Raw genomic sequence first — 15,412 nt, forward strand, 5'->3', positions numbered from 1 at the left:
GAAAGCCTGCTGCAGGCGCGCGGCATCGTTCTCGGTCCGCGTGCGGGCCACTTCTACCAACCCAGCCGCGAGGTCGCCGAATTGGTCAGCCTGAACCGGTACGACCGCCTGATGCGCTTCGCCGACGCGGCGACAGCGGCCGCGTTCTTCGCCGACCTGCCGAACAACAACGACCAGCTCGCGGTTCCGCCACCGAAGGGCATGGTCGACATCAACTGCGCGGAGTCGACGAGAGACTCGCCGATCACCAAGTTCAGTTGCCGCCTGAAGTACGGCCGCTACGTCGCGCTGGTTTTCAGCCGGGACTATCAGGATGTCCAGCAACGAGCGGCCGCGCAGTACGCGCTGCTGGTGAACAGCGAGTAGAGGCGATGACCGAAACCCTTCCCCCGGGAACTGTTTTCGCCGGCTACCGGATCGAGCGGGTGCTCGGCACCGGCGGCATGGGCACGGTGTATGTAGCCGCGCATCCGCGGCTGCCCCGCCGTGATGCGATCAAGGTGTTGCCCGAGAACGCCGGTGCGGGCGAGGAATTCCGGGCGCGCTTCCTGCGCGAGGCCGAACTCACCGCCCGGCTCGATCACCCGAACATCGTCGCGGTGCACGACCGCGGGGAGCACGAGGGCCAGTTGTGGATCGCGATGGAGTTCGTGGCGGGGACCGACGTGGCCGCGTTGTTGCGCCACGAGTCACCGATACCGCCGCCGCGGGCCGTGCACATCGTCACCGAGGCCGCGCGCGGGCTGGACGAGGCGCACCGCCACGGCCTCCTGCACCGCGATGTGAAACCGGCAAATATCTTGCTCGAGCCGGTCGAGGACGCACCGGATCGAGTGTTGGTCGCCGATTTCGGCATCGCCAGGGCCGCCGGTGACGGCACCGCGCTCACCGCGGTCGGAACGGTGGTGGCGACGCTGGCCTACGCGGCGCCGGAACTGCTGACCGAACAGCGCGTGGATCATCGCGCCGATGTCTACGCTCTGGGCTGCACGCTGTTCGAACTGCTCACCGGTACGAAGCCGTTCCCCCGCGATTCGGTGGTGGCGGTGATGCAGGCGCATCTGATGGCGGTGCCGCCGCGGGCTACGGCCCTTCGGCCGGAATTGCCGCCCGCGATCGACGCGGTGCTGGCCCGCGCGCTGGCGAAGAACCCCGACGAGCGCTATTCGTCGTGCGGCGCACTGGCCGCGGCGGCCGCCGGCGCCTTCGGTGTGGCGGCGGATCACACCGTGGTCGCGGGCGCACCGCCCGCACCGCCCCCGCCCAGCACCGATCGCCCCCTCGTGCCCGCCCCGAAACAGCCTCCGCAGCAACAGACTCCACGGCTGCGGTATGCCGCTATGGCCGGGGCCGTCATCATGCTGGTGCTGGCACTCGCCGTCGCCGTGGCGCTCGTCCGCGACCCCGACGATTCGACCGCGAGCCCCGCCACGCCGACCAGCAGTGCCGGGGTGACCTGGGGGCGGTACGCCTTCATCGCCGATGCGCTGCCCGGGCTGCTGCCTGCTACCCCGACCCGAACCGGACATCAGGGCATTCGATGCGCCGCCATGGGCCTGAACACCGGTGCGGCCGCCGACCTGAATCTGATGCCCGACGAAGTCGCCCGCATCACCTGCACCGGCAACAACAACCCCATCCGCGATGTCGATGTGCGTTGTTCGACGAACCGGCACCCCTTCATCCTCGTGAACGAACCGGGTGCCGTGGTTCTCGGCGACCAGAAGTGGGAACGCGCTACCGGGCGTGGCCGGGTGACCTGGTCGACCATGACCGTGTCCACCGGCGATCTCGGCTTGGTCGGGGTCGGATTCGACGAGCCATCCCGAAACTTCTGCATGGTCGTCGTGATCGGCGCGACAACAGGCCAGGAACTCTACGACCGGTGGTGGCCAGATGCTCCGTTCTGACGACGAGTTCGCCGGATACCGGATCGAACGGCGGCTCGGCGCCGGCGGCATGGGCGAGGTGTATCTCGCGCACCACCCCCGGCTCCCCCGACACGACGCCCTGAAGATCCTGTCCGACCGATACACCGACGACGAGGAATTCCGCGCGCGGTTCTTGCGCGAAGCGGAAGTCGCTGTGCGGCTACAACATCCCAATGTCGTCGCGGTCCGCGATCGTGGCGAGCAGGACGGCCGCCTGTGGATCGCGATGCAGTTCGTCGACGGTGGCGATGTCGCCGAGCTGATCCGGCAGGAGACCGCCGTTCCGGTCGAGCGGGCGCTGCGCATCGTGACCGAGTCGGCGAACGGTCTCGACGAGATCCACCGGGTCGGCCTGCAGCATCGCGACGTGAAGCCCGCGAACCTGCTGCTCACCGCGGAACCGGGCCAACCGGATCGGGTGCTGGTCACCGACTTCGGGATCGCCCGCACCGCCGAGACAGACGGGACTCTCGCCGAGGGTGCGGGATTCACCGCGACACTGGCCTACGCCGCACCCGAGCTGATCAACGGCGACCCGGTGGACCATCGCGCCGATGTGTACTCGCTGGGGTGCACGCTCTACCAGCTCCTCACCGGGACGGTCCCGTACTCGCGCAGCAGTCCCGCGGCGGTGATGTACGCGCACCTGTCCGACGAACCGCCTCGACCGTCACGCGAAAACGGCCGGGTACCGGCCGAATTGGACGCGGTGATCGCCACGGCGCTGGCCAAGGACCCCGCGCAGCGCTATCAGAGCTGCGGTGAACTGGCTGCTGCCGCGCGAGCGGCCTGCGTACCCGAAGCCGCTGCCGAGCCGCGCCGACTGCTGACCGGCGTGGCGATCGCAGCCGTAGTGGCCGCGGCGGTGGCGATTTCGCTTGCCATCGGGTTCGCCGGTGACGATCCCGATTCGGCTGCCCCTGCCCGGGTCGCCACCAACTCCGACGCATGGGGCGCGGCCGCGCTGGCCGCCGAGACCTTGCCGAACCTGCTGCCGGTCGCACCGCTGGCCGTCGGATACCAGGACGTCAACAGCTGCATACACGTCGACCAGGACGGCAATGCGCTCGCGCTCGATCAGCAGGTCGAGATCGGCGGGGTTCTCTGCCTCGGTGACCGGAACCCCGTCGAAACGCTCTCGGTCGTCTGCCGGTCCGATCGCACCCAGATTCCGGCGTGGACAGCGAATCTGGCTGTAGAGGGCGAGGAACTCTGGACCCGCGACGGTGCGAGCGGAAAGGTGCGATGGGGAACCATCACCGGCGACGAGGGCTCGCTCATCGGTCGGCTCGACGTGATGTTCGATGGGCCCGACCGCCAGTTCTGCAAGCTGCGCATCTCCGGCGGCACCTCGGGTTCGGTGCTGTGGCAACGCTGGTGGCCGGATGCGCCACTGGGACAGGGGTAGTCGATGTTCTCGCGGGGTGAGCGAATCCGAACCGTGGCCGTCCTGGCCGCGGCGTTGACGGTGCTGTGCGGGTGCGTGCGTCCCGGCGAAGCGGTCCCGCAGCGAGTCGACCTGGCCACCCTTGATGTGGGTTCGAACAGTGTCGACCCGATGACGCCGCCGGCCTCGAGCACCGAGAAGTACGGCAGGGTGCTGGAATCGGTGCGGATGGGTGAGGCGGTGCTCGATCCGGTCGAGGTCGATCCGACCCTGACCAACGGCATCTCCAACCGGACCGCACCGCTGCCCACACCGTTGAAAGCAGCCGGAATTCTGGCCGAGCCGGTCCGCGAAGTGCTCGAATCCCAGGACATGCTGGCCGGATTCGTGGTCAGCGGCAGCGACGCCAATTTTCGTGGCAAAGCACCGGAGATCGGCTCCGCCCGTCTGCTCACCGTATTGCTGCTGCGCTTCCCCGACGACACGAAGGCGCGGCTGGCGGCCAGGCAGATGAACGCCACCGACGCCGCGGTCACCGCCGACAACGTCGCGGTGCGGATCGCGGAGTACCCGGGGGCGTTCGCGCATTGGCGCCCGACCGTGCCGACCATGGCGGCCACTCTCGCGCACGGGTCGTTCGTCGTCAGCGTGCTGGCCGCGCACACCAGCCCGGACCAGGCCGCGCTGCTGGCCATGGTGCGCAAGACCTTCGACGCCCAACTCCCCCGGCTGCAGGATTTCCAGCCGACCGCGCCGGACCGGTTCGCCGACCTGCCACTCGATCGGGACGGCATGGTGGCGCGCGTGCTTCCCTTCGGCGCCGGGCACTGGCCCCCGCCGACGGTGATCACCGCCGATACCGACGCCAATGCCGGCTGGTCGGCCTCGATCGAGATCGGCGGCGTCGTGCTCGGTCCACGAGCCACCCGGCTGATGAAGCACTTCGGTTTCCAGGATCCGATCGAAGTCGTCGCCGTGAACGGCAACAATGTGGTCGAACGGTTTCCCGACGCGGTCAGCGCGCGCCGGGTCTTCACCAAGGAGAGGCAGGCAGCCAATCCCGCGACGATGATCGACACACCGGTCGGCGTGCCGGATGTCTACTGCAACAAGCTCGATCAGCACCCGGCGTCACCCGCCCAGGTCTACTGCCATGTGCTCTACGGCAGATACACCGCCTCGATCATCGGCCGCAGCCCGGCGCACGCCGCACAGCAGAGCGCGGCCCAGTACGCGCTGCTGGTGCGCAGTGAATAGCCGCCCGCTGCCGCCGGGCACGGTCTTCGCCGGGTACCGGATCGAGCGGGTACTCGGCGTCGGTGGCATGGGCACCGTCTACGTCGCCGCCCACCCCCGGCTCCCGCGCCGCGACGCGGTGAAGGTGCTGTCGGCGGAATTCGGCGCCGACCCCGAGTTCCGGGCGCGCTTCGGTCGCGAAGCCGAACTCGCCGCGCGGCTGGACCATCCGAACATCATCGGCGTCTACGACCGTGGCATCGAACACGGTCAACTGTGGATCGCGATGCGCTTCATCGACGGCCCCGACGCCGCCACCCTGCTGCGCGACCGCGCGCTCACCCCGCACCGTGTCGCGCATCTGGTCACCGGGGTGGCTCGTGGACTCGATCACGCGCACCGGGCCGGGATGCTGCACCGCGATGTCAAACCGGCCAATATGCTGGTCGAATCCATTCCGGGACAACCGGATCGGGTCGCGGTCACCGATTTCGGCATCGCCAAGGCCGCGGCCGCGACGACGCTGACCCAGGCCGGAACCATTCTGGCAACCGTCGCCTACGCCGCCCCCGAGCAGCTGACCGGCACGCCGATAGATCACCGTGCCGATGTCTACGCGCTCGGCTGCACCCTCTACGAATTGCTGACCGGCGCCAAACCGTTCCCGCGACCGAGCGTCGACGCGGTGATCGCGGCACACCTGTACGACCCGCCACCCCGCCCGAGCGCGGTGGCCGGGGAGCTGCCGCGCCGGATCGACGACGTGATCGCCCGCGCGCTGGCCAAGAATCCGCAGCGGCGGTATCCGAGCTGCGGCGCGCTGGCCGCCGATGCCGCCGCCGCCCTGGGCGTCGCCACCGACGCGGTAGCGGTGGTGGGGCATCGACCGGCGCGTCGCCGTCGCCTCGGCATCGTGGTCGGCGCGCTGACGGCGGCGATCGCGGCAGTCGTCACGAGTGTGGTTGTGCTGAATCGTGATTCGCCCGAGGAGAACACAGCTGCGGCGACCTCGACGGCTCCGATCGACCCGAATTCCTGGGCGGCCCACCAGTGGGTCGTCGACGCTTTCCCCGAGCTGCTGCCGAAATCTCAGGCAGACAGCGGCTACCAAGGCCTGCGGTGCAGCGCCGTCGACGGCAACCAACGTCCCATCGACGCGCGTCAGACCCGTGATTCGCTGAACGCACTCGCCTGCAACGGTGACCAGAACCCGGTGTTCCGCTTGTTGCTCACCTGCGGAACCGACGAACCGGTGGAACGCTACGTCTCCTCCGCCACCGCGGTTTTCGTCGGCGAGGAGGGCTGGCAACGGCCCAGCGGCCGCGGACACGCCCGCTGGAACGACGCACAGGGCGTGGCGGGACCGACAGGCGAGATGCTGGTCGAGTTCGAGAACGGCACCCGCTCCCGGTGTGCCCTCGCAGTCTCGGGCGGCACCTCGGGCCAGGACCTCTACGACCGATGGTGGCGCAACGCCCCGCTCTGAACGGGTCGTCGATGTCGGTCGAATTAGGTGTGCGGAAGCAATACAGTGGCCGCATGCGTGGACGTTTTCGAATCCTGGCGTTCTCTAGCGCCGCGGCAGCGCTGTCGCTGCCGGTTCTCTCTACTGCGGCCGCCGACCCGATACCCCAGCCCGGCGGCTGCGCGGAGGTCCGAGTCGTCACCGTCCGTGGCACCCTCGAACCGCAGTCCGGCAGCCGGCTGCTCACTCCGCTGGGCGAGCGGATCGCCCAGGAATCCGGCCGCCGCACCACGGTGGGTGAACTCGAGTATCCGGCCTCGATGAGCCCGGACAGCTCCGTCCAAGGAATCGCGAATCTCACCGCGCTCCTGAACGCGACCGCCGCCGCGTGCCCTGACCAGCAGCTCGTTCTACTCGGCTACTCGCAAGGCGCACGCGTGATCGGCAACGCCCTTTCCGCGCGAACCACGTTGACCGAACAGGCGGCCACGCGAGTCCGTGCCATCGCCCTGTTCGGCAGCCCGCTGTTCAACGGCGCCGAACCCTACAACCGCGGCAGCTTCGATCCCGCGCTGTCCGGCACCGGGTCCCTGCGCCTGGGCGCGCTCACGGAATTCGCCGACCGCCTACGCGACTACTGCAATACCGGCGACCGCGTCTGCCAGGGTGGCGACCCGGCCGCCGGGTTCGGAAATGCGCTGAGCTACGGCCACTTCATGTACTTCCTCAATGACACCCGCGACCAAGCTGCGGCGTTCGTCCGCGAACAGCTCGGCGAATAGCCCGGGTATCGGTGGAGGCAGATCATGGCGCGCACGCCCCGATGTACTGGGGCGTGGGTTCTTACGTCCGGGTTCTCGGCGTCGTCGGCGGGGTCCTTGCCTCGCTGCGGTGCTGCTCCCACCAGGAGTCGCTGTCGTGCTGGGCGGGAGGCGAACCTTTGGACGACGACGGCGCACCGGGTATGCCGAGGACTCTCAGCCGCCAGTCGTCCTCACGGATCGCTGCCACGATACGAACGGGAATGACTGCCGTGAGCAACAGATAGTTACCCACGCAGATCATCAGGCAGATCGGGGGAACGGACACCACGATCGCGGTGCCGAGGGTTCCCATCTCGATCGGATCGCGGGAGATGGAGAGCAGGTTTCCGCAGATGCTCGACAGCACGGCGCCGACAAGCAGCAACTCGTAGACCCGCACCAGCGACGTGGCCTTCTCATCGCGGATACCCACCAGCGTGATGAACGTGCAGGCGACCAGCGCCACGGTGAGACCGACCACCACCGGCCACAGCCAGGTCAGGTGCTCGGGAACTCCGGCTACCCGCGCGAGGGTGGAGGTGAAGGTGAAGGATGCGATTGCCGCGGCGACGACCAACGCTGACCCTAAGCCCACTAGCAGCTTCGGTACCGTGACGGGAATAGGGCGGGGGAAAGGGTCCGTGTGGTCCATCAGGCTCCATCCTACGGTCTACGGTCACCAAATGTGCAGGCACTCAACAGAGTACGTGCCCGCGCAGAGTGCGAATCGCCGCAGAATTCGCCCTGGGGGCGCTGCCTCTCGCCGCGTACGCCGTTACCGACCAGTCAGTGTGTATCCAGTGGTCGGCCGACACGCCGGACGCCGCGCGATAAGCTGACCTCGACGCGCACACGGAAGGCGGCCATGACCGGAGGGACCAGGGCTTCGCGACCGGCCGAGCCGGTGTCCAAGCGCAAGGCGGCGGCGGCCGGTCGCGGGGCACGCAGGCTCGGGGTCGAGGACTGGACGGCCGCCGCACTCGGCCTGCTGCTGCGAAAGGGCGTCGCCGCCATCACCATTTCCACCCTGTGCGACGAACTCGGCGTGACCAAGGGCAGCTTCTACTGGCATTTCGACGGCATCGATCAACTCCTGGAGACCACCGCGCAGTTCTGGTGCGCCGACCACAACGACGCGGCGCGCGGCTTCCACGACCTCGACGAGCTGCCACCGCAGCAGCGGTTGGCCCGCATGGGCGAGTTGCTCACCGGAGAACGAGTCTGGCAGGTCGAACTCGCGGTCCGGGACTGGGCCCGAACGAACACCAAGGTGGCCGAGGCCGTGAAAGCCCTGGATCAGCGGATATTTCACACACTGTCCGACACCCTCGTCGACATGGGGTTCTCGACCGAGCAGGCACAGATGCGGGCGGGACTGATGTGCTTCGCCGGAATCGGCTTCGTGCACGGCAACCAGAACCTGCCCGTACCGACCGAGGAGCAACGCCGCGAGTTCTTCCGATTCATCACCAGCGGGGAGACACCGGGCTGACCGTCCGGGGCGCGCGGTGCCGGTCAGGTCAGCGCGACCAGTTCGTGCAGGGTCGAGCCGGTTCGTCGCTGCGTTCCCGCGGCGGTGCGCACGCTGAGGTCGAAGGTGGATTCGAACCGAAAGTAGCCGGGGTGCCCGACCAATCGGTGCATCAGTGGCTTGATCACCCGCGATCGCACCACCGGAAGATCGTCGAGCAGGTCGTGGGCGTGGATGACGCGCACCACGTCCAACCGAAGGTCGAGCTGATCCGGTACATGCAGTTCGACCCATTCGGGATAGGTGCGTCCTGCGGTCACATCGAAGCGTTCCGGGCCCTCGATGAGCCTGGTCTCGCCGGTGGACAGCACGATCTCGTCGTGGTGGGCCAGCATCAGCGGACTGATCTCGTGTCCGCCTCTGCGCTGCTGGGTCAGCACCGAGGCGAACAGCAGCGAGTAGTCCTCGACATAGAGCCGCCCCCAATGCCAGCGCTCGATGATCTTCTTCATGTCGCCGACACCCCAGTTGTGGTCGTGATAGCCACGCCCGGTGACCTCGTGCCGCACGCCGTCGAGCTCGATCGCGCCGGTCACCCGCGCGCGGGGAGCGGCGACCATCCAGCCGAAGGAATCCTTGGTACCGAAGCGGGTTTCACCTTTGCCCGGCATCCATCCGGGTACCTCGTTGTGGAATCGCAGATCGAACTCGATGCCGCCCTCGGCCATCCGCAGATGATGGCTCACCTGCCCATCGGCGTCGGACACGGTGCGTGCGGTGTTGTGACCGATGCGCACGTCGCACCCCTCGGCCGAGAACGAGGTGGCCGAACGCGGGTAGCGCTGCGATACCTGACGCAGGGTGCCGTCGGGCGAATAGACCATCATCTCCACCCAGGGCCTGGCCAGGGGCAGATCCTCGGGCCTGCGTTTGATCAGGAACCCGATCACCACGTGCCCGGTGTCGAGGTGCGCGTCGAAGTACCAGTGTTCGAAGGCCAGTGTGCTCGACGACGGATGTAATGCGTTGTGCCGAGACTCGACCGGGGTCAGCACGCCGTCGCGACGTCCCGGCCCGTTCCATACTTCGACGATGGGGGCAGTGCTCATGGCTACCTTCGGTGGGTTCATCGGCGCAGTGCGCCGCTGGCGTCGAATGCGGCGGTGCGGCCCTGCATCTGGGCTCGATACCAGTTCTCGCGATGCGCGAGCATCAGTTTCTCGTGCGCCCGCGCGAACGGCGGACAGACCCGGCGCACGATCTCCATCACGGTGATCAGCGGGAATCGCGCGATCGGAACGATGATCCACGGCAACGCGGGTGGCATGGTGTAGCGCCGACGGGTTCCCGGCGCCATGTACATCGCGGAGTACACGGAATTGATCCGGTAGTTGTACATTTCGCGCAACCGGGTCAGGCCACGGTGCCCGTCGCGGGGCGCGAACGCCGCCGGATACGACTCGATCAATTCCGTACCGTGCTGACCCGCGTCGTAGGAACGCGAGACCATCGTCATGGCCAGCACCCGCAGCGCGTCGCGCACGGTCTCGGGGTACCAGCGCAACCGCACACCGAGCAGGTGGCCCATGTACTTCTGGAAGTGCAGCAGCGCACGGATTTCCGAGGGCGTCGTCTGGTAGCCCAGCGCCCACAGGCCCAGTCCGGGGGTCACACTGCCTGCCAGCAGGGTCAGCATCTGGTAGGTCTGGCTGATCGGCAAGCCCCACCGCCGCATGTCCCATTCGGGATGGTCGGCGACCTTCGCCCGCACCGAAACGTGCATGACGCGGACCTTCAGCGCGGTGGCCCGGCCCGCCGATCCCGGGGTGAGCAGCGCATCGGGCGCCGAGACGTCCATCCAGAAGCGGGTGGTCTCCAGGAACCGGCGCAGCGCGCTGTCTCCGGCGTAGCCGCCTGCCAGTGACAACGGGGTCGCGACCGCGGCTTCGGTGTACATCTCGAGGGTTTCGGCCCCGGCGAAGCTGAACAGCATGGTGCCCCAGCGCCGCCAGATCGCCGCACCCTGTTCCACCAGTTCGGGGACCACCCAGTCGGGCACTGTTTCGAACTCGGCGAACAACGCGCGCATGGATTCCGGTGCGTCCGCGACGGCGTCGATGCCCTCGGCCAGCGCTGTCTCCAGCATCGCCCGCCCGGCTTTCGATCCGATCTCGCCGTGCATCACCTCGGCGACGAATCGCTCGGCCACCGGGTCACCGGCGAACAGGTCTTCGCACATGGCCGCAGCCTGCTCGTCGCTGGGGAACAGCGGTTGCCGGGTCACGGCCGTGAAAGCGCGTTCGATCCGTCGCACTGCCGGCGTGCCACGGGCCTCCCAGTAGCGAAAGGCGGTGGGACATCTCGACGGCGCTCGCACGGTGTCCACGCTGCTCGCGGCCCGGGTCGCGGCCCGCTGGAGATGATCCTCGACGAACTCGGCCAATGTCGGCCTCCTGACGTGAAATTCGCTGAACGACCCCGCTGGGCGTCACGTCCACCGACCATACTATGAAGCACACTTATCCATACCTGAAAGTATGGAAGGGTGTGGCACGATCGTCGGTGCAAGCGTCCGATGTCATCGGCCGCCATCCGACACCGGAGGAACACCGATGGGACTCGAGAACGAGGAGTTCGACTGTGCCGGACCACCATTGGCGCTCTCCCCCACCGACGCCCGCCGGTACTGGTCCGACCACCGCCACCACGAGTGCGAGCTCGGCGCCGCCGCGTGGGCGGTCCTGAACGGATCCCGGGGTCTGCCCTGGCCGGAAACACTCCAACTGCACACCCCCCTGGACTGGCTGGATGCCTACCAGCATCGAGGACTACCGACCGAGGTCACCGCCGACGGAACAGGCGTGCAGCTGGTGTGCGACGACACGGTCACCGCGCTGCTCGTTCCCGCCGGACTGGCCGCCGCCACCTACGACCGCAACGCGCTGGCGGTACCGACCCTCGCCACGGCGCCTCCCTGCGTTCCACTGCACCGTTGGGCGATGCTCACCCGAACCTCGCCCCTGTCCGGCGATGCCATCGGGGCACTCACCGATCTCCACATCACCGTCCTCGCACCCGGTGATCGACTGCGGCTACCCACCGGCCCCGACGCCGGCCTCGACCCACCGCACTACTGGCACGAATGGCCTCGCCGGTCCACCTCCGGCAAGCCATCCCTAGTCCTGTTGCTCCAAGTCGCCAACATGCTGCTGACCACCGGTACAACCGGATGTCGTCTGGCGTCGGTCAACGGCCGCCTCGAAGTCCTGCGCGACCGGTGATCGCGGGCCGGCGTTGCGTGCCGACCGCACCCGGCAGAAGGGCGGTGCCCGCTGCTCAGGGGACCGCCGGCGGGCGTTCGGGGACCAGGAGCGTGGCGATCTCCGTGCCGATGCCGACGGCGTTGTTCTGATCGGAGTCGGAGGTGGGGCCGAGGGTGTCGTAGACGACGACGGTGGTCTCGGTTTTCGTGTCGTAGAAGGCGACGCCGTCGTACCCGCCGTAGGACGGGTTCATATACAGCCAGTCGGCGAGGTGGACCACACCGAAGGCGAAGTACTTTTCGGTGGTGAACGGGCCGAGGCCCGCGGTCGACGGGCCCATCATCTGCTGGAACTGGTCGGGGGTGAGTCGTTCGCCGGTGCCGAGGGCGCGGACCCAGCGGCCGACGTCGCCGACGGTGGAGTTCATGTTGCCGCTGTGCAGGAAGGCGGTGGGGTTCCAGAAGGTGGAGTCTTCGAAGAAGTTTCGTTCGTTGGTGTAGCCGTGCAGGATCGGTTCGTCGACCTGCGGGGTGAGTACTACTTTGCTGTCGTGCATGCCCAGTGGGACGGTGATGTGCTCGGCGATCAGCTCGCCGAGAGGCTTGCCCGCTGCCTTTTGCAGGACCTCGCCGAGCACGACCAGATCGCTGTGGGCGTAGGCGAAACCGGTGCCCGGCTCGAACAGCGGCGGGCGGGCATTGGCGCGTTCGAGCAGTTGCGGCGCGGTCCATTCGCGGATCGGGTTCTCGCCGAAGATCTTCAGGAACTCCGGTTCGGTCACATAGTCGGAGATCCCGGAGGTGCTGTCGGCGAGCATCCGCGCAGTGATCTTGTCCGCGCGCGGGAAATCGGGCAGCCAGCGGGCGATGGGTTCGTCGAGTTTCAGCACGCCCTGGCCGTCGAGTCGCCACAGGACCGTGGACAGCATGGGTTCCATCGGCTGGCCGACGCGCAAGCGCATCTCCGCGGTCGCGGGCACACCGAGCGGTGATCCGCCCAGCGCGCCCAAGGCGATCTGCTCACTGCCCCGCCATGCGCCGTAGACCGCGGAGCTGAGATCGAGTTCGGTCATCTTGGCACGAACGATGTCGGCGATCTTCGCCGCTTCGGCACTCTCGACCGCCGAAGACGCGGAGCCGCCGGACATGTCCTCCGTGCCGCAGCCGCCCGTGGCGATGGCGAGCACGACCGCGAGCACCGCACATGCTCTGCGGCATCCGCGATGCCTGGGCGACTTGCTCATGACAGAGATCCCTTCGTCGAGGAACGCTCACGATCACAGCAAGGTCGAATCTACGCGTCCATCGGGCTCGACCGACTCAGGCTCGTCAGGACCTTGTGATGTCTCCTCCGACGTGGCTGCCACTGGGGTCGCCGAATTCAGCTGAACGAACGCAGGCAGAGCACGAAAGGCGCACCGCCGTCGGAGCCGATGTACCCCGCGAGCTTGACGGACTCCTCGTACTTGCGGCACTCGGTGGTCTTGTCGGTGCCCGCTATTCGGGCGATGACCTTCGCCTGGGCCCTCACGTCCGAACAGCCAACCTTCACCAACTCGGCATCGGAGAAACCGATACTCAGGTCGTCCTGGGTCGCGACGCAGTCGCCGGCCGACAGCGCGCCGGGCCCGGTGGTGTTGCTGGTGTTGCCGATGATCACCGCCGTCACGATGCCGATGACGACCACGATCGTGATCAGCAAACCGACCACGTAAGGGCGGCGGCGCAGCAGCGGCTCGCCCGGATCCCGCGTCGGTCGCAGGCTGCCCGGTGCCGCCCCGGCGGGACGACTGAACCATCGGTCGGCCGATCCACCGAACAGCAGGGCGACAATGGCGATCACCGCGACCAGCCCGAAAGGCCCGGGTGACATCCGGACGAAGGCGAAACCGGCATCGGTGTCCACGGTCTCGCCGTTGAAGGCCATGGAACCGAAAGCGACGAGCCCTTCGATCACGGCGAAGACGGTCGCGGTGATCCGGACCCAGCCCCGGCGCCGCGCGAAGAACAAGGCGGTGACGGCCATCGCCCAGAAGAACAGGTATCCCTGCGTGTTCCCGCCCGCCGCATGGGGATGACCCATTCCTATCAGCGCGACGGTGCCGGCCAGTCCGATCGCCGACATCACGAAAATGATGACCCGCGCCGCCCGGACCCTCCCCGGCATCTGCGAAGGTGCTGTGTCACCGCGCGATTCGATACTCCCGCCCGTCCGGGACGGAAACTGTTGCGATGCCTGCTGATCCATACCTGTCGCCCCCTGATTCCGCGTTTCGCGTGCCCGATCCTATAGATGAGGCCGCTGTCGAGGTGTGACAGAAGGATGGCGTCCAGTGGGCGTGCGATGATGCCGCCCGCTGGATGCTCGCGCAGGCAATCACCGGTCAGTGCTCCAGCGATGGATCCCAGCGGTTGGCCAGCAGCGTGAAGCTCGGGAGGTCTTCCAGCGAGGTCAATGCCTCGTAGATGCGCTCGTATCGCGTCGAGGCGATCCGCCACTCCCCGTCCGGGTCGCGACGATAGGTGTCGCAATAGTATCCGCCGCCGCGGATCTGGATCTTCGCGCCCGGCACCAGGACGGTGTCCTCGAATGCCCACGAACCCTTCGCGATGTCACCATCGGTCTCGATCTCGGGGTGGTTGGCGATGTGGACCGTGACGATCCCGGGTCCGAGGTTCTTGCGCATGAAGGCCACGACGTCGGCGCGATTGTCGTAATGCAGTGGCTCGCCCATGGCCTGGGTGCCATAGCGCGCGGAGACGTCCTCGGCGAGGCAGTCCGCGAACTCGTCCCACAGTTTCAGGTCGAGCGTGCGGAAGTAGCGGTGCTTGAGACGCTTGATCTCCTCGATAGCAACCAGGTCCATGACCGGAGTGTAGAACGTGTTCTAGATTCAGCGCAGGGAAAGCGCGTCCCCAGCCCCGGTGATCCATATTCCCGAAGGCAGTCGGGGCCTTCCCCGACCGCTCCGCTTCGGATCAGTGCGTGAGGATGACCTTCGCCGCAACGACGGCGGTGGCCGCGCAGCTGAGCAGAATCGCCCCGAGCAGAGTCGACCGATCCGGCCGCGCACCCTCGAGCCTGCGGATGACGAACGTGATTCCGCCGATCCGCACCAGCATGGCGACCTCGGCGAGCACCTGGGCGGTACGTGGTTCGAGCCACCCGACCGCCGCCGCCACGAGGATCGCGCAGGGCAGCACCGCCGAACTGAGGATCGGCAGCGAATCGCGCAGGTCGAGCCATGGTTGGGATGGGGAGGGCACGTCGCTCTGGCGTACCGATTGCCCGACGCTCTCGGCGAAGACATGGGCGATGAACGTCGACAGGGCGGCCCCGAGAACGACCGCGATGCCGACATCCTCGAGGGATGGCGCGACCGGGATCAGCGCGGAGAGGATCAGGACGTTCCCATAGATGTACGCGCTGATCCGGCGAGCCGCGTTCCGACGGTCGAGCGGAATGTTCCGGGAGAACAAAGGCCCGTGTAAGAGCTTGTTTTTGTCGCGTTCCATCGGTCCTCACCCGTTAGTCGCACCCATCCGAGACAGGTCATGCGGAGCGGGAGGTGCGGACATACGGGGTGGAAATTCGGTGCACCTCGTCGAGCGTCGCCACTGACGACTATATGCCCGGCGTCCTCGTAGAACCGGCGCACGAGGTCTCGTGCCCTGCTCTGAACGGCGATTAATTGAACAGATATTCGATACCGAGTCGGCACAAGGTACAGGAAGCGCGTCGCCGGGTCGGCCCGTGCACTGACGAGCGCTGTCGCCATCGAAGAGGGAAGCGAGCCAGAGCGCGAAATCGGCGAAGAACCACCACCACCAAGGATCACCCATGTCCACCCGCTCGC

Annotated in this window: 14 protein-coding genes and 1 pseudogene; 8 read left to right on the forward strand and 7 right to left on the reverse strand. The window is 67.4% G+C overall.

Annotation, left to right across the window (positions count from 1 at the left end; all coding sequences use genetic code 11):
* From ACFWF3_RS04685 to ACFWF3_RS04710, 6 genes and pseudogenes are all read left to right on the forward strand, one after another.
* Positions 1-366: pseudogene (locus tag ACFWF3_RS04685) on the forward strand (hypothetical protein); the annotation flags it as partial.
* Positions 367-371: 5 nt separating this feature from the next.
* Complete coding sequence (locus ACFWF3_RS04690; protein WP_379312439.1) at positions 372-1,910, forward strand: serine/threonine-protein kinase; 1,539 nt, start codon at positions 372-374, stop codon at positions 1,908-1,910.
* Entirely contained in the window at positions 1,897-3,339 is a 1,443-nt protein-coding gene (locus ACFWF3_RS04695) for a serine/threonine-protein kinase (protein WP_379312440.1), read from the forward strand. The genes ACFWF3_RS04690 and ACFWF3_RS04695 overlap by 14 nt, the downstream gene beginning before the upstream one ends.
* A 3-nt stretch (positions 3,340-3,342) precedes the next feature.
* On the forward strand, positions 3,343-4,575 hold the full coding sequence (locus ACFWF3_RS04700) for a hypothetical protein (RefSeq protein ID WP_379312441.1): 1,233 nt from the start codon (positions 3,343-3,345) through the stop codon (positions 4,573-4,575).
* Entirely contained in the window at positions 4,568-6,040 is a 1,473-nt protein-coding gene (locus ACFWF3_RS04705; RefSeq protein WP_379312442.1) for a serine/threonine-protein kinase, read from the forward strand. The genes ACFWF3_RS04700 and ACFWF3_RS04705 overlap by 8 nt, the downstream gene beginning before the upstream one ends.
* 53 nt (positions 6,041-6,093) lie before the next feature.
* The gene (locus ACFWF3_RS04710) at positions 6,094-6,801 is read left to right on the forward strand and encodes a cutinase family protein (RefSeq protein WP_378989676.1); all 708 of its coding nucleotides are present in this window, start codon (positions 6,094-6,096) and stop codon (positions 6,799-6,801) included.
* A gap of 61 nt (positions 6,802-6,862) precedes the next feature.
* Here the strand turns inward: ACFWF3_RS04710 and ACFWF3_RS04715 are convergent, their stop codons facing one another.
* A complete protein-coding gene (locus ACFWF3_RS04715; protein WP_379312443.1) occupies positions 6,863-7,417 on the reverse strand; it encodes a hypothetical protein in 555 nt (184 codons plus the stop codon).
* A 270-nt stretch (positions 7,418-7,687) separates the two neighbouring features.
* Here ACFWF3_RS04715 and ACFWF3_RS04720 point away from each other — a divergent pair, with 270 nt between their 5' ends.
* Positions 7,688-8,314 carry a TetR/AcrR family transcriptional regulator gene (locus tag ACFWF3_RS04720; RefSeq protein ID WP_379312444.1) on the forward strand — a complete coding sequence of 209 codons (627 nt, stop codon included), beginning with the start codon at positions 7,688-7,690 and terminating at the stop codon, positions 8,312-8,314.
* Positions 8,315-8,337: 23 nt separating this feature from the next.
* Here the strand turns inward: ACFWF3_RS04720 and ACFWF3_RS04725 are convergent, their stop codons facing one another.
* Together ACFWF3_RS04725 and ACFWF3_RS04730 are read right to left on the reverse strand one after the other, a co-directional pair.
* On the reverse strand, positions 8,338-9,402 hold the full coding sequence (locus ACFWF3_RS04725; RefSeq protein WP_379312445.1) for a lipocalin-like domain-containing protein: 1,065 nt from the start codon (positions 9,400-9,402) through the stop codon (positions 8,338-8,340).
* Positions 9,403-9,419: 17 nt separating this feature from the next.
* Positions 9,420-10,679 carry an oxygenase MpaB family protein gene (locus tag ACFWF3_RS04730; protein ID WP_379312451.1) on the reverse strand — a complete coding sequence of 420 codons (1,260 nt, stop codon included), beginning with the start codon at positions 10,677-10,679 and terminating at the stop codon, positions 9,420-9,422.
* A 226-nt stretch (positions 10,680-10,905) separates the two neighbouring features.
* Here ACFWF3_RS04730 and ACFWF3_RS04735 point away from each other — a divergent pair, with 226 nt between their 5' ends.
* Entirely contained in the window at positions 10,906-11,574 is a 669-nt protein-coding gene (locus ACFWF3_RS04735) for a hypothetical protein (RefSeq protein WP_379312446.1), read from the forward strand.
* A 55-nt stretch (positions 11,575-11,629) separates the two neighbouring features.
* On the opposite strand, the gene ACFWF3_RS04740 is transcribed toward ACFWF3_RS04735, so the two are convergent.
* From ACFWF3_RS04740 to ACFWF3_RS04755, 4 genes are all read right to left on the reverse strand, one after another.
* Complete coding sequence (locus ACFWF3_RS04740; protein ID WP_379312447.1) at positions 11,630-12,799, reverse strand: serine hydrolase domain-containing protein; 1,170 nt, start codon at positions 12,797-12,799, stop codon at positions 11,630-11,632.
* Between the two features lie 137 nt (positions 12,800-12,936).
* A complete protein-coding gene (locus tag ACFWF3_RS04745; protein WP_379312448.1) occupies positions 12,937-13,680 on the reverse strand; it encodes a hypothetical protein in 744 nt (247 codons plus the stop codon).
* A 259-nt stretch (positions 13,681-13,939) separates the two neighbouring features.
* The gene (locus ACFWF3_RS04750) at positions 13,940-14,422 is read right to left on the reverse strand and encodes a nuclear transport factor 2 family protein (protein ID WP_379312449.1); all 483 of its coding nucleotides are present in this window, start codon (positions 14,420-14,422) and stop codon (positions 13,940-13,942) included.
* 112 nt (positions 14,423-14,534) lie between these two features.
* Entirely contained in the window at positions 14,535-15,071 is a 537-nt protein-coding gene (locus ACFWF3_RS04755) for a hypothetical protein (RefSeq protein WP_379312450.1), read from the reverse strand.
* Between the last annotated feature and the right edge of the window lie 341 nt (positions 15,072-15,412).

The organism is Nocardia sp. NPDC060220, assembly GCF_042727815.1.
Classification (GTDB): Bacteria; Actinomycetota; Actinomycetes; order Mycobacteriales; family Mycobacteriaceae; genus Nocardia.